This window comes from Methylobacterium tardum, from assembly GCF_023546765.1.
In the GTDB taxonomy this organism is placed as follows: Bacteria; Pseudomonadota; Alphaproteobacteria; order Rhizobiales; family Beijerinckiaceae; genus Methylobacterium; species Methylobacterium tardum.
This window is the reverse complement of sequence record NZ_CP097484.1, coordinates 1,188,721-1,207,873: the sequence shown is the minus strand read 5'-3', so window position 1 is coordinate 1,207,873 and position 19,153 is coordinate 1,188,721. Positions and strand designations below refer to the sequence as shown.

At 71.6% G+C, this 19,153-nt stretch carries 15 protein-coding genes and 3 pseudogenes; 10 read left to right on the top strand and 8 right to left on the bottom strand.

Features of this window, described 5'->3' with window-relative positions:
- Positions 1–47: 47 nt before the first annotated feature.
- Positions 48–521, bottom strand: coding sequence for a hypothetical protein (locus tag M6G65_RS05810; protein ID WP_238197238.1), 474 nt, complete (start codon positions 519–521; stop codon positions 48–50).
- A 201-nt stretch (positions 522–722) separates the two neighbouring features.
- On the opposite strand from M6G65_RS05810, the gene M6G65_RS05805 reads away from it, so the two are divergent.
- Positions 723–1,475 (top strand): phosphodiester glycosidase family protein, encoded by a 753-nt coding sequence (locus M6G65_RS05805; RefSeq protein ID WP_238197198.1) that lies wholly within the window; start codon positions 723–725, stop codon positions 1,473–1,475.
- Between the two features lie 192 nt (positions 1,476–1,667).
- Here the strand turns inward: M6G65_RS05805 and M6G65_RS05800 are convergent, their stop codons facing one another.
- Positions 1,668–2,786, bottom strand: a complete 1,119-nt coding sequence (locus tag M6G65_RS05800; protein WP_238197199.1) for an NADH:flavin oxidoreductase/NADH oxidase — start codon at positions 2,784–2,786, stop codon at positions 1,668–1,670.
- 187 nt (positions 2,787–2,973) lie between these two features.
- Here M6G65_RS05800 and M6G65_RS05795 point away from each other — a divergent pair, with 187 nt between their 5' ends.
- Complete coding sequence (locus M6G65_RS05795) at positions 2,974–3,444, top strand: phospholipase A2 family protein (protein ID WP_238197200.1); 471 nt, start codon at positions 2,974–2,976, stop codon at positions 3,442–3,444.
- Positions 3,445–3,505: 61 nt separating this feature from the next.
- Here the strand turns inward: M6G65_RS05795 and M6G65_RS05790 are convergent, their stop codons facing one another.
- Complete coding sequence (locus tag M6G65_RS05790) at positions 3,506–5,431, bottom strand: propionyl-CoA synthetase (RefSeq protein WP_250103686.1); 1,926 nt, start codon at positions 5,429–5,431, stop codon at positions 3,506–3,508.
- A 201-nt stretch (positions 5,432–5,632) separates the two neighbouring features.
- Positions 5,633–5,815 (bottom strand): YdcH family protein, encoded by a 183-nt coding sequence (locus M6G65_RS05785; RefSeq protein ID WP_192710016.1) that lies wholly within the window; start codon positions 5,813–5,815, stop codon positions 5,633–5,635.
- 173 nt (positions 5,816–5,988) lie between these two features.
- Between M6G65_RS05785 and M6G65_RS05780 the strand changes: the two genes are divergently transcribed.
- The 4 genes from M6G65_RS05780 to M6G65_RS05765 all read left to right on the top strand — a co-directional run bounded on the left by M6G65_RS05780 (position 5,989) and on the right by M6G65_RS05765 (position 9,097).
- Entirely contained in the window at positions 5,989–6,207 is a 219-nt protein-coding gene (locus M6G65_RS05780; protein ID WP_238197202.1) for a YdcH family protein, read from the top strand.
- 78 nt (positions 6,208–6,285) lie between these two features.
- Positions 6,286–6,783 carry a 5-(carboxyamino)imidazole ribonucleotide mutase gene (purE, locus tag M6G65_RS05775; protein ID WP_238197203.1) on the top strand — a complete coding sequence of 166 codons (498 nt, stop codon included), beginning with the start codon at positions 6,286–6,288 and terminating at the stop codon, positions 6,781–6,783.
- Entirely contained in the window at positions 6,780–7,892 is a 1,113-nt protein-coding gene (locus tag M6G65_RS05770; protein WP_238197204.1) for a 5-(carboxyamino)imidazole ribonucleotide synthase, read from the top strand. Before purE ends, M6G65_RS05770 begins: the two co-directional genes overlap by 4 nt.
- A gap of 332 nt (positions 7,893–8,224) precedes the next feature.
- Positions 8,225–9,097, top strand: coding sequence for a tetratricopeptide repeat protein (locus M6G65_RS05765; RefSeq protein WP_238197205.1), 873 nt, complete (start codon positions 8,225–8,227; stop codon positions 9,095–9,097).
- 157 nt (positions 9,098–9,254) lie between these two features.
- Here M6G65_RS05765 and M6G65_RS05760 read toward each other — a convergent pair.
- From M6G65_RS05760 to M6G65_RS05745, 4 genes and pseudogenes are all read right to left on the bottom strand, one after another.
- Positions 9,255–10,408: pseudogene (locus M6G65_RS05760) on the bottom strand (acyl-CoA dehydrogenase family protein).
- Between the two features lie 134 nt (positions 10,409–10,542).
- Positions 10,543–11,739, bottom strand: coding sequence for an acyl-CoA dehydrogenase family protein (locus M6G65_RS05755; RefSeq protein WP_250103685.1), 1,197 nt, complete (start codon positions 11,737–11,739; stop codon positions 10,543–10,545).
- Positions 11,740–11,743: 4 nt separating this feature from the next.
- Positions 11,744–12,930 (bottom strand): annotated as a pseudogene (locus M6G65_RS05750) (acetyl-CoA C-acyltransferase).
- Between the two features lie 14 nt (positions 12,931–12,944).
- Positions 12,945–15,013, bottom strand: a pseudogene (locus M6G65_RS05745) (3-hydroxyacyl-CoA dehydrogenase NAD-binding domain-containing protein).
- A 338-nt stretch (positions 15,014–15,351) separates the two neighbouring features.
- Between M6G65_RS05745 and M6G65_RS05740 the strand changes: the two are divergent.
- Genes M6G65_RS05740 through M6G65_RS05725 form a run of 4 tightly spaced genes read left to right on the top strand, consistent with a single transcriptional unit; the run spans position 15,352 to position 19,135 of the window.
- Positions 15,352–16,368 (top strand): NAD(P)H-dependent flavin oxidoreductase, encoded by a 1,017-nt coding sequence (locus M6G65_RS05740; RefSeq protein ID WP_238197210.1) that lies wholly within the window; start codon positions 15,352–15,354, stop codon positions 16,366–16,368.
- Complete coding sequence (locus tag M6G65_RS05735; protein WP_238197211.1) at positions 16,365–17,102, top strand: enoyl-CoA hydratase-related protein; 738 nt, start codon at positions 16,365–16,367, stop codon at positions 17,100–17,102. Before M6G65_RS05740 ends, M6G65_RS05735 begins: the two co-directional genes overlap by 4 nt.
- Positions 17,103–17,119: 17 nt before the next feature.
- The gene (locus M6G65_RS05730; protein ID WP_238197212.1) at positions 17,120–17,926 is read left to right on the top strand and encodes an IclR family transcriptional regulator; all 807 of its coding nucleotides are present in this window, start codon (positions 17,120–17,122) and stop codon (positions 17,924–17,926) included.
- 12 nt (positions 17,927–17,938) lie between these two features.
- Positions 17,939–19,135 (top strand): CaiB/BaiF CoA transferase family protein, encoded by a 1,197-nt coding sequence (locus M6G65_RS05725; RefSeq protein ID WP_238197213.1) that lies wholly within the window; start codon positions 17,939–17,941, stop codon positions 19,133–19,135.
- Positions 19,136–19,153: the final 18 nt, after the last annotated feature.

Genomic DNA, 19,153 nt, shown 5'->3' with positions numbered 1-19,153 from the left:
CCGCCCGCAGGCGGCCTCTCCCCGTCTTTTCGCTTCCCGGTCGACGCTCAGTAGCAGCGCTCGACCAGGACCCGGCGGTAGCCGTAGGGGGTCCAGCGCACCCGCGGGACCGTGTAGCAGCCACCGCCGTAGCCGTAATCGTAGCCGTAGGCAGCCGGCGCGTAGTAGCCGCCATACCCGTAGCCCGGGTAACCGTAGCCATAGCCGCCGTAGAGGCCGCCGGCCGCGAGACCCAGGCCGACGCCGAGGCCCAGGCCGCCGAGGCCGTAGCCGTAGCCCCGGCCATAGCCGAAGCCGCGACCACCATAGAAGCCGCGACCACCATAGAAGCCACCCCCGCGGAAGCCGGCGCCGCGGAAGCCGCCGCCGAAGCCGCCGCCCCGGAAACCGCCGAAGCCGCCGCCGTGGAAGCCGCCGCCGTGGAAACCACCACCGCCGAATCCGCGCGCGTCCGCGCTGGCCGGCGCTAGAGCCAGGGCACCCGCTGCGAGCAGGGCCGAGCCGAGCACTGCACCCTTCATCACGTCATCTCCGTGGAAAACCGCCCTCTGAGGCATGAAACGTTTCAAGGCCGAAAACGGTCCAGTCCCCTCTTGCGGCGCGCCGCCGCTCCTGGCCGCGGCAAGCCTCGGCCTTGCTCCGGGCTCCAAAATCGCCGCTTTCCGAGGCGAGAGGCCCCGGTGACACCCCGCTCCAACCCTCCGAGCAATCCGGAACGAGTGATGACGATGCGCCCGGCTCACGCCCTGTTGATCGCGCTCCTCGCGCTCGCCGCCCCCGCCCGGGCTGGCGGGGCGCCGGCCGGCCCAACGCCTTGCCGGGCCGTCGAGGCGCAGGGCGAGACCTTCACGGTCTGTACGATCGACCTGCGGCGGCAGCGATTGAAGTTGTTCTGGCGCGAGCAGGATGGGCGGCCCTACGGCTCGCTCGGCACGCTGGCCGAGACTCAGGGCGGGCGTCTCAGCTTCGCGATGAATGCCGGCATGTACGACAAGGACCAGGCGCCGGTGGGCCTCTATGTCGAGGACGGGCGCGAGATGAAGCGGGTCTCGACGGCCGATGGCCCGGGCAACTTCCACCTCAAGCCCAACGGCATCTTCTGGGTGAAGGGCGAGCGCGCGGGCGTGCTCGACACGGCCCGCTATCTCCGGGCGAAGATCCGCCCGGACTACGCCACGCAGTCCGGGCCGATGCTGGTGATCGATGGCCAGATTCACCCGAAGATCTCGACCGACGGGCCGAGCCAGAAGATCCGCAACGGCGTGGGCGTCCCGGAGGACGGGCACGTCGCGATCTTCGCCATCTCCGAGCGCCCGGTGACCTTCGGGGCCTTCGCGCGCCTGTTCCGGGACGATCTCGGCTGCCGGAACGCCCTGTTCCTCGACGGCTCCGTGTCGAGCCTCTACGCGCCGAATCTCGGCCGCACCGATATCAGCCGCCCGCTCGGGCCGCTGGTGGGGGCGCTGCCGCGCTGAGGACGGCTCGGAGCCAGGGGACGGGAGGGGAAGCCTGCCTCTCCCTCTCCCGGTCCGCGATCAAGCCGACAAGCTTCGGCACGCGCAATGGTTCTGGATTCCGGGCTCGCCTACGGCGCCCCGGAATGACGGTGTGGTCGAGCGAGGACGGGGTTTCCGCCGCTGCGCGGACGTCCCGCGCGGCGGCCGCGTTCAGCGCTGCCCGAAGGCCGTGTCCTTGAACAGGTCCTTGTACTCCCGCGGTTGCGAGCGCCAGTACTGCTTGGGGGCCCGCACGCGCGCGCCGAGCTCGGCGGCCGCGTGCCAGGGCCAGCGCGGATCGTACAGCATGGCCCGGGCGAGGGATATCGCGTCCGCCTTGCCCTCCTGCAGGATCGCCTCCGCTTGGCTGGGCTCGGTGATCAGCCCCACCGCGATGGTGGTGAGTCCGGTCTCGGCCTTGATCCGCTCCGCGTAGGGCACCTGGTAGCCCGGCCCGAGCTTGATCGCCTGCTTGGGCGAGACGCCGCCCGTGGAGACGTGGAGCGCGGGCGAGCCCGCCCGCTTCAGGGCCTGGGCCAGTTCGACAGTCTCGTCGAGGTCCCAGCCGTCCTCGACCCAGTCGGTGGCCGAGACGCGCAGCCAGACCGGGCTGCCCGCCGGAACGACGGCGCGCACCGCGTCGTAGACCTCCAGCGGGAAGCGCATCCGGTTCGCGAGGCTGCCGCCATACTCGTCCGTCCGCTTGTTGGCGATCGGCGACAGGAACTGGTGCAGCAGGTAGCCGTGAGCGCCGTGCAGCTCCACCGCCTCGATGCCGAGGCGCGCGGCACGCTTGGCGGTGGCCACGAACTGGTCGCGGACGCGCTTCAGGTCGGCGGCGTCGAGGGCGTGGGGCGGGACCTCGCCCTCCCCGTGCGCCAGAGCCGAGGGCGCCTCCGTGCGCCAGCCGTAAGGGTGCTCCGGCGGAATCTGCTGGCCGCCGGCCCAGGGAGCCTCGCTGGACGCCTTGCGGCCGGCATGGGCGATCTGGATGCAGACCGGGATCGGCGCGTATTCGCGCACGGCGTCGAGCACGCGGGCCAGCGCCCGCTCGCAGCCGTCGTTGTAGAGGCCGAGATCCCAGGCCGTGATCCGCGCCTCGGGCGAGACCGCGGTCGCCTCCAGGGTGAGCAGGCCGGCGCCCGACATGGCGAGCTGGCCGAGATGCATCATGTGCCAGTCGGTGGCCTCGCCATCCCGGGCCGAGTACTGGCACATCGGAGCGATCAGGATGCGGTTCTCGAGGGTGAGGGCATCGAGCGTCAGCGGTTCGAACAGGCGAGCGGTCATCAGCAACTCCCGGTGGTCGATCCACTCTGGCGCAGGATGGGCACGACGGCCAGTGCGGTGCGGCAGAGCACCCCTGCGACCTGGGATTGTGGGAACCTGCGGAGACGGACGGCCGTTTTTCGCCCTGTCGCCGCATCGCGGCAATCGACGCGAACCGCCTGAGGGGGCGAGATCGCCCGAGGTCCAGATGATGCTCACCAGACTCGCCGTCCCGCTCGCCCTCGCCGCCGGCTGCGCCGCCCTCGCGGGCGGGGCGCAGGCCCAGCCCGCCGCCTTTGGCGGACCGAAGATGCTGATCCACGGCAATTACTGCGGGCCCGGCAACAATGCCCCGCTGCCGCCGATCGACGCCCTCGACGCAGCCTGCGCCCGCCACGACGCCTGCACGCCCGAAGGAGGCCTGCCCACGCAGGCCTGCAATCTCCGCCTTCAGCGGGAGGCCACCCTGATCTCCCGCGATCCGCGCCAGCCCCAGGAACTGCGCTCGATGGCCGGCCTCGTCGCCGCCACCGCCACCCTGATCCCGTCCGAGCCGGCCCCGCGGAGCATGCCGGCCTCGGTCACGACCAGTCCGGCGCCGGACGCCTTCGCGCCGGCCCCGGAAAGACCGGCCCCCGGGGCGCTGGACGAGGACGACGACGCGGCGGACGCCGACTGACGCGGCCTGATGACGGCGCGGCCAGACCCGCCGCGCCGTCATGCCCGTCGCGCGCGGACGCTCAGACGGCGCCGATGCCCCTGCCCTTCAGGCTCTCGCCGATCTCGCCGAGGGCCGTGGCATCGTCGATCGTCGCCGGCATCGTCCAGGGCTCGTCGTCGGCGATGCGCTTCATGGTGGCCCGCAGGATCTTGCCCGAGCGGGTCTTGGGCAGCCGCGGTACGGTCAGCGCCAGCTTGAAGGCCGCCACCGGACCGATCTCGTCGCGCACCTTGGCGACGAGTTCCCGCTCGATCGCCTCGGTCGGCCGCGCGACGCCGGCCTTGAGCACCACGAACCCGCAGGGCACCTCGCCCTTCAGCGCGTCGCGGATGCCGATGACCGCGCATTCCGCCACGTCGGGATGGCCGGCCAGAACCGCCTCCATGCCGCCGGTGGACAGGCGGTGGCCCGCGACGTTGATGATGTCGTCGGTCCGGCCCAGGACCGTGATGTAGCCGTCCGCGTCGATCACCCCGGCATCCGAGGTGTCGTAATAGCCCGGAAAGGTGGCGAGGTAGCTCGACCGCATCCGTTCGTCCGAGCCCCACAGGGTCGGCAGGCAGCCGGGAGGCAGGGGCAGGCGGATCGCGATCGTGCCCATCGTGCCGGCCGGGACGGGCTTGCCGCCCTCGTCCAGCACCTCGACCCGGTAGCCCGGCATCGGCACGCAGGTGCTGCCGTGCTTCACCGGCAGGAGGCCGAGCCCGAGCGGGTTGCCGGCGATCGGCCATCCGGTCTCGGTCTGCCACCAATGGTCGATGACCGGCCGGTTCAGCACCCGCTCGGCCCAGGCGACTGAGTCGGGGTCGGCGCGCTCGCCGGCCAGGAACAGGCTGCGGAAGGCCGAGAGGTCGTAGGCGCCGATCCGGGCGCCCGCGGAATCCTCTTTCTTGATGGCGCGGAGCGCCGTCGGCGCCGTGAACAGGCAGGTCACGCCGTACTCGGCGGCGACCTGCCAGAAGGCGCCGGCATCGGGCGTGCCGACCGGCTTGCCCTCGTAGAGCACCGTCGTGCAGCCGTGCAGCAGCGGCGCGTAGACGATGTAGGAATGGCCCACCACCCAGCCGATGTCGGAGGCGCAGAAATAGGTCTCGCCGGGCTGGACGCCGTAGAGATTCGGCATCGACCAGGCGAGAGCGACGAGGTAGCCGCCGGTGTCGCGGACAACGCCCTTCGGCTTCCCCGTCGTGCCGGAGGTGTAGAGGATGTAGAGCGGGTCGGTGGCGGCGACCGGTGCGCAGGCCGCCCTCTGCCCCGCGTCCCGGGCGGCCGCGACGGTCTCGGCCCAGTCGCGGTCGCGCTCCGGCGTCAGGGCGGCCGCGCATTGCGGCCTCTGGAGGATCAGGCAGGCCTCCGGCTTGTGGCGCGAGGCCGCGATCGCCGCGTCGAGGAGGGGCTTGTAGGCGACCACCCGGTTCGGCTCGATGCCGCAGGAGGCGGCGAGCACCACCTTCGGCGCCGCATCCTCGATCCGCACCGCCAGCTCGTTGGCGGCGAAGCCGCCGAACACCACCGAATGGACCGCGCCGAGCCGGGCGCAGGCCAGCATGCCGAACAGCGCCTCGGGTACCATCGGCATGTAAAGGATCACCCGGTCGCCCCGGCCGACGCCGAGCCCGGCCAGCACGGCGGCCAGAACCGCCACCTCGTCGCGCAATTCCCGGTACGTGATGCTGCGCTTGGTGCCAGTGACGGGGGAATCGTAGCGGATCGCCACCTGCTCCGCCCGCGCCCCCTCGGCGTGACGGTCGACCGCGTTGTGGCAGGCGTTCAGCGTGCCGTCCGGGAACCAGCGGCCGTAGGGCCCCGAATCCGGTGCGAAGGCCCGCTCCGGCGCGCGCACCCAGTCGAGCGACCGGGCCGCGCCGAGCCAGAACCTCTCCGGATCGCGGCGGGCCGATTCGTAGATCTCCGGGTAGCGGCCCGGAAGGCTGGCGTTCGTCATCGCTTCGGCGTTTCCTCGCGGACCGCTCTCCGGCGGCCGGCTTAGAGTAGCCCATTCTCGCGCGCGGGGAGAGTGGGCCTCGCCCCCGCGCGGCGGCGTGCGCGCCACAAGAAAGCCGCCGCACCGGGAGGTCCGATGCGGCGGCTTCTATCATACGGGGTGTGCTATCTCGGGTGAGGTGTCAGGCCTCAGTGCCAGGCCTCAGTGCAACGTGTCGTTGCCCGCTTGCAGCCTGTTGATCTCGTCCTTGAGAAGGAGTTTCCGTCGCTTCAGCTCGGCGATGTGGAGGTCGTTCGCCGAAGGCCTGTGGGTCGCTTCCTGAATCTCGCGCTCGAGGGCTTCGTGCTTCCGGGCGAGTTGGTTCAGATGCGTCTGCAGCGACATGAGCCGAATCTCCTGTCATCGTTTCGACACGTCGAGATTGGCACAGGATGCCGGACCTGTCGAAGCGTTTTCTGCTGCTAAGTCTCACGAATGCTTACCGCGCCGTCTTGTCCGGCGCCCGGGCGTGACGCATGCTCCCGAGCCATGAACGAACTTCGGGTCCGCGGGTGACAATGGCGGAAGAGTCGGGTGAGAGTGCGCAGTCGGATCTCCTGGGCGAGCTGGCCCGGCTGCGCGAGGAGCACCGGGACCTCGACAGCGCCATCGAGGCGCTGGAGCTCAGCGTCGCCGGGGACCAGCTCCAGATCCAGCGGCTGAAGAAGCGCAAGCTCACGCTGCGCGACCGCATCTTCCACATCGAGGACGCGCTGACGCCGGACATCATCGCCTGATGCCGGTGGACGCCGCCGCGCCCCGCCTTGCCGCGGGCCTGCGCCGCCTGTAAGCGCCCTCTTTTGCCGGGATCAACGATGGTGTCGCCTCCGGTCGCGATCATCATGGGCAGCCAGTCCGACTGGGCGACCATGCGGCATGCCGCCGAGACGCTCGACGCGCTCGGCGTGCCCTACGACGCGCGGATCGTGTCGGCCCACCGCACGCCCGACCGTCTCGTGGCCTTCGCCAAGGGCGCGGTCGCGGCCGGTCTCAAGGTCGTGATCGCCGGTGCGGGCGGCGCCGCACACCTGCCCGGAATGGCGGCGGCGATGACCCGGCTCCCGGTCTTCGGCGTGCCGGTGGAATCCAAGGCCCTGTCCGGCCAGGACAGCCTGCTCTCCATCGTCCAGATGCCCGCCGGCATCCCGGTGGGGACCCTGGCGATCGGTCGGGCCGGGGCCATCAACGCGGCCCTGCTCGCCGCGTCTGTCCTGGCGCTCTCTGACCCGCAGCTGGCGGAGCGACTCGACGCGTGGCGCGCGGCCCAGACCGCCTCGGTGGCCGAGCGGCCGGTGACGGAAGAGAACGCGTGACGGACAAGACCCTCGGCCCCGGCTCCACCCTCGGCATCGTCGGCGGAGGCCAGCTCGGGCGCATGATCGCGCTGGCCGCAGCCAATTACGGCCTCAAGGTCCACGTCTACGCGCCCGACCAGGACAGCCCCGCCTTCGATGTGGCCGCCCGCACCACCTGCGCGGCCTACGACGATGCCGAGGCGCTGGCCGCTTTCGCGCGCAGCGTCGACGTCGTCACCTACGAGTTCGAGAACATCCCGCACGCCACCGCCGACATCCTGGCCCGGCACGCCGCCCTGCACCCGAACGCGCGGGCGCTCTCGACCACGCAGGACCGCCTGTCCGAGAAGGAATTCATCAACGGTCTCGGCATCCCGACGGCGCCGTTCCGGGCGGTCGACACGCCCGACGACCTCGACCGCGCGATCGAGGTGATCGGCCTGCCGGCGGTGCTCAAGACCCGCCGCTTCGGCTACGACGGCAAGGGGCAGCGCATGCTGCGCGAGCGGGCCGAGGGCGACCGCAACGCCCTGTTCGCCGAGTTCGGCGGCGCGCCGCTGATCCTCGAAGGGTTCGTGCCGTTCGAGCGCGAGGTCTCGGTGGTCGGCGCCCGCGCCCGCGACGGCAGCTTCGCGGCGTTCGACCTATGCGAGAACGAGCATCGCGATCACATCCTCGCGTTGACCCGGGTCCCGGCTCCCGGCGTGTCGCCCGAGACGCGCCGCGCCGCCCTCGACATCGCCCAGCGCATCGCCGACGCGCTGGACTATGTCGGCGTGCTCGCCGTGGAGATGTTCCTGGTGCGGGAGGACGGTGCCGAGCGCCTCGTGGTCAACGAGATCGCGCCGCGGGTCCACAATTCCGGGCACTGGACCATCGAGGGGGCGCGGACCTCGCAATTCGCCCAGCATGTCCGCGCCGTCTGCGGCTGGCCGCTGGGCGACGCCGCCCGGGTGGGCGGCCTGCCGGTGGAGATGCGCAACCTCATCGGCGCCCAGGCCGACGACTGGCACGCCCTGCTGGCCGAGCCCGGCGCGCATCTGCACCTCTACGGCAAGGGCGAGGCGCGCCCGGGCCGGAAGATGGGGCACGTCACCCGACTCGGGTCCGACCCGGTCGAGTCCTGAGGCTTCGGGGGCACACCCGCGCCGCCGCGTGCCGCGCGGAGGCCCCGACGCGGCGCCGGGGCCGCGTCGAGCCATACCTTCGCCACATCCCGCCGCTTCCACCAAGTCGTGGTCGGTGCCGAATGCTGTCGATCGATTCACCCGCGCCGCCTTTATCCTGTCGGGACAGGCGACGAGCCGGGTGACGAGGCGGCGCTTTCTTAAGCCGGCCTTCACCGTGATGCGCGACGGTGCCCCGGATCGGGTGTGCCCGGCGCGCGGCGCGGGCGCTTGGACGTGAGGGGCGAGGCGGGCACGCGGGATGCGGGCCGCGCCTCGGGGAGAGTGGGGCGATGATCGTACGCAACGGGCTGGTTCGGACGGCGGCACTGATCGGCGCGGCCATAATCTCGGCCGCGGGCCTTGCGGGCTGCGAGACCGTCGGGAGCGCGGCCGGCCCGCGGCAATACGCGGTGCTGGAGACCGACACGACGGGCGCCACGAACGTGAACATCGCCTCGCTGACCGAGGTCGTGCAGCGCAACCCGAACGACGCGGCGGCCTACAACACCCGCGGCGCCGCCTACGCCCGTGCCGGCCAGTTCAGCGACGCCATCGCGGACTTCACCAAGGCGATCCAGATCGATCCGAACTCGGCTTCGGCCTACAACAACCGGGCGCTTGCCAGCCGCCAGATCGGCCGCGACGGCCCGGCGCTGCAGGATTTCACCAAGGCGATCGGCATCGATCCGAATTACGGCCCCGCCTATATCGGCCGGGCCAATGTCGAGCGCGCCCAGGGCAACCTCGATCAGGCGCTCAATGACCTCAACGTCGCGATCCGGCTGATGCCCGAATCGGCCGAGGCCTACCATGCCCGCGGCCTCGTGCGGCAGAAGCAGGGTCAGGACACCCAGGCGATCGCCGATTTCGACGCCGCTATCGACCGCGACCCCTTCAAGTCGGCGCCCTACGCCGCCCGCGGCCAGAGCCTGATCGCCACGAACCAGTACCCGAAGGCGATCGAGGACTACAACGCGGCGCTCAACGTCAACAACAAGGACGCCACCTCCTGGGCCTATCGCGGCCTGGCCTACGAGAAGTCGGGCCAGCGCAAGGAGGCGATGGAGAACTACCAGCGCGCCTCGACGATCGACCCGAACAATTCCGTCGCCCGCGCCGGCCTCGGCCGGGTGCAGGGCGGGGTCGGCTCGCTGTTCAACTGATCGCGGCTACCCCAAACACGCCTTCATCCTGAGGTGCCCGCGTCAGCGGGCCACAAACGAGGGCTTCGGGGATCGCGCGGCCGGCCGGAGGCCTCCTACGAGGCCTCCGCTTCGCTCCGGCACCCCAGCATGAGGGGGCGAGTCGGATGGACCGCCCTCAGGCCGCCAGCAGCCCGTTCTCGTCCTGCGTGATCCGGCGCAGGTGGTGGGCGGTGTCGCCGAGCTGGTACTCGATCATGGCGAGCCGCTTGAAATGGTGGGCGCCGATGTACTCCAGGGTCATGCCGATGCCGCCGTGGAGCTGGACCGCCTCCTGGCCGACATAGCGGCAGGCCTTGTTGATCTGCACCTTCACGGCCGACAGGGCCGCGGCCCGCGCCTTGGCATCCGGCGTGTCCACCATCATGGCGGCGTAGAGCGCCATCGAGCGGGCCTGCTCCAGCTGAATCAGCATGTCCACGGCCCGATGCTGCAGGGCCTGGAAGGAGCCGACGCTGACGCCGAACTGCTTGCGGGTCTTGAGGTACTCGACCGTGAGCTTGTGGAGCGCGTCCATGGAGCCGACCGCCTCGGCGGCGAGCGCCGCGATCCCGTGCTCCACCACCCGCTCGAGGAGCGGCAGGCCGCCTTCGGGATCGCCCAGGGCTGAGTCGGCAGGGATCTGCACCTCCGAGAAGGACACTTCCGCGGCCCGGCCGCCATCCTGGGTCGGATAGGCTTCGATGGCGACGCCCGCGGCGTCGGTTGGGACCAGGAACAAGCCGATCCCGTGCAGATCGCGCCGCTCACCCGAGACCCGGGCGGAGACCACCATCAGGCCGGCCGCGTCGGCGTTGGGCACGACGCTCTTGGCGCCGCTCAGCACGAAGCCGTCGCCGCTGCGACGGGCCGTGGTGGCCACGTCGGCGAGGTCGTAGCGGGACTGGCGCTCGGTGTGGGCGAGGGTGAGGCGCAGATCGCCCGCGACGAGGCCGGGGACGAGGCGTTCCTTCTGCGCCGCGCTGCCGCCGAGCCGCAGGGCAGTCGAGCCGAGGACGAGGCTTGCCAGCAGCGGCTCGACCACGAGGTTGCGGCCGACCGCCTCCATGACCAGCAGGGTCTCGACCGGGCCGCCGCCGAGGCCGCCGTCCTCTTCCGAGAACGGCAATCCGGTGACGCCGAGTTCGGAAAAGCCGCCCAGCCCTCCGCGGGGAAGCCCAGCGGCGCCTTCAGCCGCGCCTGGCGGCTCTCCAGCGACGGGTAGAGGTCGGCGGCCAGCCGCTCGACCGAGTCGCGCAGGAGCGACTGGTCCTCGTTCAGGTCGAAATCCATGGTTTCCCCTCGTCCTCTCTCCTCCCCCTTGCGGGGAGGAGCCGGAGGTGGGGGTGGTGCAGAAGGCACCGTGGCGCCTCGTCCGGGGCCACCCCCACCCCTGACCCCTCCCCGCAAGGGGGAGGGGAAATCGCTCACAATCCCAGAATGCCCTTGGCGATGACGTTGTGCTGGATCTCGTTCGAGCCGCCGTAAATCGAGACCTTGCGGTTGTTGAAGTAGCTCGGCGCCGCCGCGTCGACCCAGTCGAAGCCTCCGGGCAGGTTGTTGGCGCCCGCCCCACGCGCCGGAGCCGCGAGGGCGAAGGGCCCGGCGAGTTCCACCAGCAGCTCGGTCGCCGCCTGCTGGAGCTGCGAGCCGCGGATCTTGAGGAGCGACGACGCGGGATCGGGCTCCACCGAATCCGCCCTTCCCTGCTTGGCCGCCACCCGCATCTGGGTGATCTCCAGCGCCTTCAGCTCGATCTCCACCTCCGCGACGCGGGTCCGGAAGGCGGGATCATCCCACATTGTGCCCGACCCGGCCGGCATCTCCCGGGCGAGGCGCTTGATCCGGGCGATCCGCTCCTTGGTGAGGCCGATCCGGGCGATGCCGGTCCGCTCGTTGGCGAGCAGAAATTTCGCGTAGTCCCAGCCCCGGTTCTCCTCGCCGACAAGGTTCTCGACCGGCACGCGGACGGAATCGAAGAAGACCTCGTTGACCTCGTGCCGGCCCTCCAGGGTCAGGATCGGCCGCACGGTGATGCCGGGCGTCTTCATGTCGATCAGCAGGAAGGAGATGCCGCGCTGCTTCTTGGCCTCGAAATCGGTGCGGACCAGGCAGAAGATCCAGTCGGCATGCTGGCCGAGCGTCGTCCAGGTCTTCTGGCCGTCGGCGACGTAGTGGTCGCCGTCGCGCACCGCCTTGGTTTTGAGCGAGGCGAGGTCGGAGCCAGCGCCGGGCTCCGAGAAGCCCTGGCACCACCAGTCGTCGAGATTGGCCGCGCGGGGGAGAAAGCGTTCCTTCTGGTCTTGCCGCCCGAAGGTCGCCAGCACCGGGCCGAACATGTAGCAGTTGAACTGCTGCGGCAGCGGCACCGCCGCCTGGAACAGCTCCTCGGTGTAGATGTAGCGCTGGATCGGGGTCCAATCCCGGCCGCCCCATTCCTGCGGCCAGTGCGGCACCGCCCAGCCCTTGGCGTTGAGGATCCGCTGGCTCGTGACGTAATCGTCCTTGGTGAGGCTGCGTCCCTCCGAGACCTTGCGGCGGATCTCTGCAGGGATCTCCGTCCGGCAGAAGGTCCGGACTTCGTCGCGGAACGCGATCTCTTCGTCGGTGAAGCGCAGGTCCATCGACTCAGCTCCGGGCGATCTCGAAGAGGCCGGCGCAGCCCTGGCCGCCGGCGACGCACATGGTCACCACGGCGTAACGCGCGCCGCGGCGGCGGCCCTCCAGCAGGGCGTGGCCGACGAGCCGCGCCCCCGACATGCCGAACGGGTGGCCGACCGAGATCGCGCCGCCGTTGACGTTGACCTTCGCAGGGTCGATCCCGAGCCTGTCGCGGCAGTAGACCGACTGCGACGCGAAGGCCTCGTTCAGCTCCCACAGGTCGATATCGGCGACGCTGAGGCCCTGCCGCTCCAGCAGCCGCGGCACCGCGAAGACCGGGCCGATACCCATCTCGTCCGGCCCGCAGCCCGCCGAGGCGAAGCCCCGGAAGGTGCCGAGCGGCGTGAGGCCCCGGCGCGCCGCCTCGCCGGCCGACATCAGCACGCTGGCCGAGGCCCCGTCCGAGAGCTGGCTGGCATTGCCCGCCGTGATGAAGGCGCCCTCCCCGCGCACAGGCTTGAGCTTGGCGAGGCCCTCCAGATTCGTGTCCGGTCGGTTGCCCTCGTCCTTGGCGAGCCGGGTCTCGACCTCCCGGGTCTCGCCCGTGGCCTTGTCGGTCACCGCCATGACGGCGCTCATCGGAACGATCTCGTCGTCGAACAGCCCGCGCGCCTGCGCGTCGGCCGTGCGGCGCTGGCTCTCCAGGGCGAATTGGTCCTGCGCCTCCCGGGAGATGCCGTAGCGTTCCGCCACGATGTCGGCGGTCTCGATCATCGGCATGTAGATCGCCGGCAGGTGCGCCTCCAGCCACGCGTTGCGGGTCAGCTCCCGCTGGACCTTCGGCTGGACGAGGCTGATCGACTCGACGCCGCCCGCCACCGCCACCGGCACGCCGTCGAGGATGATCCGCCGTGCCGCGCTGGCGATCGCCTCCAGGCCCGAGGCGCAGAAGCGCGAGACCGTGACGCCGGCCGACTCGACCGGGATCCCCGCCACCAGGGCCGCGTGACGGGCGACGTTGCCGCCGGTGGCGTTCTCCGGATAGCCGCAGCCGAGCACCACCTCCTCGACCGCCTCGGGCTCCAGGCGCGCCCGGTCGAGGGCGCCCGGATCGCGTGGGCGGCGAGGTCGGCGCCGCGGGTGAGGTTCAGCGCGCCGCGATGCGCCTTGCCGATGGGCGTGCGGGCGGTCGCGACGATCACCGCGTCGGTCATGATCTCTCTCCCGCTCAGGCGTTCTTCAGGCCGGCGAAGCTGCCGCCCTCGGCGGCGAGGCGCTTCAGGAGCGGCGCCGGCTCCTGGCTGTCGTCGCCGGTCTCCGCGGCGAAGCGCGACAGCGCCTCCGCGATCGTCTTCAGCCCGACCGTGTCGGCCCAGTGCATCGGGCCGCCGCGCAGGCCGGCCAGTTGTAGCCGTTGATCCAGATCGTATCGATGTCGCCCGGCCGGGCCGCGATGCCCTCCTCCAGGATCCGCGCACCCTCGTTGACCATCGGGTACATCAGCCGGGCGATGATCTCCTCGGCCGTGAAGCTGCGGCGCGCGACGCCGTGCTCGGCGGCGACGCGCGCGATCAGCGCCTCGACCTCGGGGTCGCGCGTGCCGGTGCGAGCGCCGTCCGGGTAGAGGTAGAAGCCGCGCCCGGTCTTCTGGCCGAACCGGCCCTGCTCGGCGAGCGAATCGGCGACCGGGGCCCGGCCGCCGAAATCCTTGCGCGAGCGCCAGCCGATATCGAGTCCCGCGAGGTCGCCCATGGCGAAGGGCCCCATCCGGAAGCCGAAGCCGGTGACCGCCGCGTCGACCTCGTGGGGCAGCGCGCCCTCGAGCAGCAGGCGCTCGCCGGCCCGGCTGCGGCGCTCGAGCATGCGGTTGCCCACGAAGCCGAAGCAGACCCCCACCGTCACCGGCAGTTTGTTGAGGCGCTTGCCGAGATCGAGGGCGGTGGCGAGCACGTCCGGGGCGGTCTTCTCGGCCCGGACCACCTCGGCGAGGCGCATGACGTTGGCTGGGCTGAAGAAGTGCAGGCCGAGCACGTCCTGCGGCCGGTTCGTGACCGCCGCGATGGCGTTCACGTCGAGATAGGAGGTGTTGGTGGCCAGGATCGCTCCAGGCTTGGCGATCTGGTCCAGCTTGGAGAAGATCTCGCGCTTGACGTCCATATCCTCGAAGGCCGCCTCGATGACGATGTCGGCCTCCTGGGCGTTCTCCAGCCCGATTGCGCCGGTGATCCGGCCGACCCGCTCGTCGCGCTGGGCCTCGGTGATCGAGCCGCGCTTGGCCGAGCCGGCATAGAGGCCCTTCACCCGGTCGAGGCCGCGCGCCAGGGCGCCCTCCTCGGTCTCGATCACCATCACCGGGATGCCCGCATTGGCGAAGCACATCGCGATGCCTCCGCCCATCGTGCCGGCGCCGATCACGGCGGCCGTGCGGATGGGACGGCGGGGCGTGTCCTTCGGCAGGCCGTGCACCCGGGCGGCCTCGCGCTCGGCGAAGAAGGCGTAGCGCAGGGCCTTGGAGCGTGGATCCTCCACCAGGGCGCGGAACTCGGCCCGCTCCACCGCCACCGCGGCGTCGAAGTCCTGCTCCAGGCCGGCGCGCACGGCCCGCACCAGGGCATGGACGTTGGTGGCGTCGGGGTCGCGCTTCACCGCCTCGGCGGCCTGCGCCTCAAAGGTTTCGCGGGCCGCCGGCGTCAGCCTCTCAGACCGGTCGCGCACCCGCGGCAGGGCGCCGGAATCGGCGAGCTCCAGCGCCCGCCTGCGGGCCTCCGCCACGAGGTCGCCCGGCACCACGGCATCGGCGATCCCGAGCGCCGCCGCCTTCTCGGCGGAAACGGGCTCGCCGGTGAGCATCATCGGGAAGGCGGCGTCGGGCCCGATCAGGCGCGGCAGGCGCTGCGTGCCCCCCGCTCCCGGGATGATCCCGAGCTTGATCTCCGGCAGGCCGATCCTGGCGGACGGCGCCGCCACGCGGCCGTGGCAGGCCATGGCCAGTTCCAGCCCGCCGCCGAGCGCCGCACCGCCGATGGCCGCAACCACCGGCTTCGGGCTGGCATCGAGGCGGTCCAACAGGTCCGGCAGGCTCGGCGGCTGCTGCGGCTTGCCGAACTCGGTGATGTCGGCGCCGCCCACGAACACCTTGCCTTCGGCCGCCAGGACGATCGCTCGGACCGACGCGTCCGCGATGGCCTGCGCCAAGACCCCGTCGAGGGCTGCCCGCATCGCGGCGCCGAGCGCGTTGACCGGCGGATTGGCGAGCGTGAGCACCGCCACGCCACCATCGACCTCCTGACGAACCACCCGAGACTCCTTGTTGTTCTGCAATGCAGAATGACTGTCCGCAATTGGCCCGGATGTTGGTTTGATGAACCGACCCAGTCAAGGCGAAGAGCTTTACGGCTTGCGCGGCCCTGTTCCTGTTCTGCATTGCAGACTTCTGTAACAGGGCCCGTTTGACCGGCCTCTGCCGCCCGTGTCATCAAAACCGCGCCCGGCGCGATCGGCCACAAGCGCCGCGAATGCGGTGCCGAAGAGAACCGGGCGCCGGGGAAGGGGAGGAGCACGATGCGCAGCATCGATCTGAGCGAGCGACCCGGCCGTGCCCGATTGGCGCGCGAGCCCATGGCCGGGCGCGGCCGATGAGCGACGGTCCCGAGCAACCGCAGGCCGGGCGCCTGCCCGCGGCTCTGCGCGGACGGCTCGCCCTGCCGGTGATCTGCGCGCCGATGTTCATCGTGTCCGGCCCGGAGCTGGTGATCGCTCAGTGTCTGTCCGGCGTGGTCGGTTCCTTCCCCGCCCTCAACGCCCGGCCTGCCGAGCTGCTGGACGAATGGCTCACGCGGATCACGGAAACGCTCGCACAGGCCCGCGCTGCGGATCCGTCGAGGAAAGTCGCGCCCTTTGCGGTCAACCAGATCGTCCATGCCTCCAACGACCGGCTGGCGCAGGACGTCGAAGCCTGCGTCCGGCACCAGGTGCCGATCATCATCACCTCGCTGCGCGCCCCGGACGCGGTGATCCGTCCGGTCCACGCCTACGGCGGCGTGGTGTTCCACGACGTCACCAACGTCCGCCACGCCGAGAAGGCGCTGGAGGCCGGCGTCGACGGGCTGATCCTGGTCTGTGCCGGCGCGGGCGGGCACGCCGGGACGCTGAGCCCCTTCGCCCTCGTCGGTGAGATCCGGCGGTTCTACGACGGACCTCTGATCCTGTCGGGGGCGATCACCTCGGGCGCGGCGATCCTGGCGGCCCAGGCCATGGGGGCCGACCTCGCCTATATGGGCACCCGGTTCATCGCCACCCGTGAGGCGAACGCGGCCCCGGCCTACAAGGACATGATCGCCGGCAGCGCGGCGGCCGACATCCTCTACACCCCCTACTTCACGGGCGTGCCGGGCAACTACCTGACGCCGAGCATCCGCGCCGCCGGGCTCGATCCCGAGGCCCTTCCGGTGCGCGACAAGACCACGATGAACTTCGGCAGCGCCAGCGTGAAGGCGTGGCGCGACGTGTGGGGCGCCGGCCAGGGGGTCGGCACCATCGCGGATGCACCGGCAACCGCCGATCTCGTCGCCCGGCTCGCGCGCGAATACGCGGCGGCGCGGGCGCGGATGGCCGGGCTGTCCGCGGATTACGCCGGCGAGGCCGCTTCGTGAGCGTCCGCGTCGCCGATCCGGAGCCCGGAATCCGGCTCGTCACCATCGACCGGCCGGAGCGGCGGAACGCCCTCGATCGGACGACCTATGCGGGCCTGACCGCCGCCTTCGAGGCGGCGGGTGCGGACGCGGCCGTGGGCGCCGTGGTGCTCACCGGCGCGGGCGGCTGCTTCACCGCCGGCAACGACCTCAAGGATTTTCAGGACGTGGAGACCGGGGGCGACAGCCCCGGCCTGACCTTCCTCAAGGCCCTGCGCGCCTGTCCGAAGCCGGTCGTGGCGGCCGTCGAGGGCCATGCGGTCGGCATCGGCACGACGCTGCTCCTGCACTGCGACCTTGCCTATGCGGGAGACGGCGCCCGGTTCCGCCTGCCGTTCACGGCGCTCGGCCTCAGCCCGGAGGGCGGGTCGAGCTACCTGCTGCCGCTGGTGGCGGGCGCGAAGCGCGCGGCCGAGCTCCTGATGCTCGGGGAACCCTTCACGGCTGCGGACGCCGCGTCGGCCGGCCTCGTCAGCGCCGCCGTTCCCGCGGGCGCGGCGCTGGAGACCGCCCTGGCCAAGGCGCGGGCGCTCGCCGCCCTCCCCCGGGCCTCGGTCGCCGCCACCAAGCGGGCTCTGCGGCGCGGCTACGACGACAGCGTCGCCCGCGCCATGGCCGAGGAGGCGGAGGTCTTCCACGCGCTCCGTCGCGGCCCGGAGGCGCAGGCCGCCTTCGCGGCGTTCCTACGCCGATGAGGGCCGGGGAGACGACAGTGCTGACCGAGGCCGGCGCGGCCGTCCCGGTTGCGGACGGCGCCAAGGAGGACCGGCACTTCGTCACGGCGCTGGCCCGCGGGCTGGCGGTGCTCGCCTGCTTCGGTCCGGGCCGGACGAGCCTCGCCAACCACGACATCGCGGAGGCCTGCGGGCTGCCGCGCTCCACCGTGTCGCGGCTCACCTACACCCTCACCAAGCTCGGCTACCTGCAGCACATGCCGGAGCTCGGCCGCTACCGGCTCGGCACCGCGACCATCGCGCTCAGCTCGGCGGCGCTCGGCGGGCTCGACGTGCGCACCATCGCGCGACCGGTCCTGCGGGCGGTGGCGGAGGCGGCGAACGCCTCGGTGGGGCTGGGCGTGCGCGACCGGCTGAGCATGCGCTACGTCGAGTGCCAGCGCGGCCCGGCCGCGATCTCGCTCAACCTCGACACCGGTTCGCGCATCTCGCTCGCCCGCAGCGCCATGGGCCGGGCCTACGTGGCGATCTGCCCGGAGCGGGAGCGCGAGGGGATCTACGAGGACCTGAAGGCGCTCGATCCCGTGGCCTGGCCCGCGCTCCGCGCCGGTCTCGACCGGGCGGTGGAGGAGCACCGGGAGATCGGCTGCTGCACCTCCTTCGGCGAGTGGCAGGAGACGGTCTGCGCCATCGCGGTGGGGTTCCATCCCGGCGGCGGCCTGCCGCCCATGTCGGTCAATTGCGGTGCCCCGACCGTCATCACCGATGCGCGCTTCCTCATGGAGGTGGCGCGTCCGAAACTGATCGACGCCGTGCGCAGCCTCGACGGCGTCATGGGAGCCTGAGGACCTTTCGCGATGGAAGCCGTTGCCGACCTGCCGCTCGCGGGGATCCGCGTCCTCGACCTGTCCCGGGTCCTGGCGGGGCCGTGGTGCGCGCAGGTGCTGGGCGATCTCGGCGCCGACGTGATCAAGGTCGAGCACCCGGAGCGCGGCGACGACACCCGTGACTGGGGCGTGCCGACGAGCCCCGGCAACACCTCGTATTTCGACAGCGTGAACCGCAACAAGCGCTCGATCGGGGTCGACCTCGCCACGCCCGAGGGGCTGGCGATCGTGAAGGCGCTCGCCCGCGAGAGCGACGTGCTGGTCCAGAATTTCAAGACCGGCGGCGCCGAGAAGCTCGGCCTCGGCTACGCGGACCTGTCGGCCGAGAATTCCGGGCTGATCTACTGCTCGATCGCCGGCTATGCGTCGGACGGCTCGGAGGCCGGCCGACCGGGCTACGACCTCGTCGTGCAGGGCGAGTCCGGCGTGATGGCGCTCAACGGCGAGGCCGGCGGGCCGCCCCTGAAGTTCGGGGTCGCGGCGGTCGACCTGTTCACCGGTCAGTTCGCCGCACAGGCCGTGCTGGCGGCCTTGTTCCAGCGGGAGCGGACCGGGCGCGGCAAGGCGATCGACCTCGCCCTGTTCGATTGCGGCGTGGCGCTGACCTCCTATTACGGCCTGGAGGCGCTGGCCCGCGGCATCGACCCGCCTCGATACGGGAACGCCCACCCGTCGATCGTGCCCTACGGGGTGTTCGAAGCCGGCGACGGGCCGGTGGTGATCACGGTCGGCAATAACGGCCAGTACCGCCGCTTCTGCGAGCAGGTGCTGGACCGTCCGGACCTCGTCGCCGACCCACGCTTTTCCACCAATCTCGACCGCTCGAAGAACCGCGCCGCCTTCATCCCGGTCCTAGAGGCCGAACTCGCCAAGTGGGAGCGCGCACCGCTGATCGCGCGGCTGCGGGCGGCCGGCATCCCGTGCGGCGAGGTGATGGGCCTGCGCGAGGCGCTGACCTGCGCGCGCGCCGAGGAGGCCGGGCTCGTGGTCGCGGCGCCGGGGAACGCCCATGTCATCGCCCCGCCGTACCGGCTCGACGGCCGCCGGCTGCCGGTGCGCCGCATGCCGCCGAGCCTGGGCGATTCGAGTCGGGAAATCCTGGCCGAGCGGCTGGATTATCCGGACGCGGCGCGGGACGCGCTCGTGGCGAAGGGCGTGCTTCGCTAGAGCGGGGCGCTGGTGTGC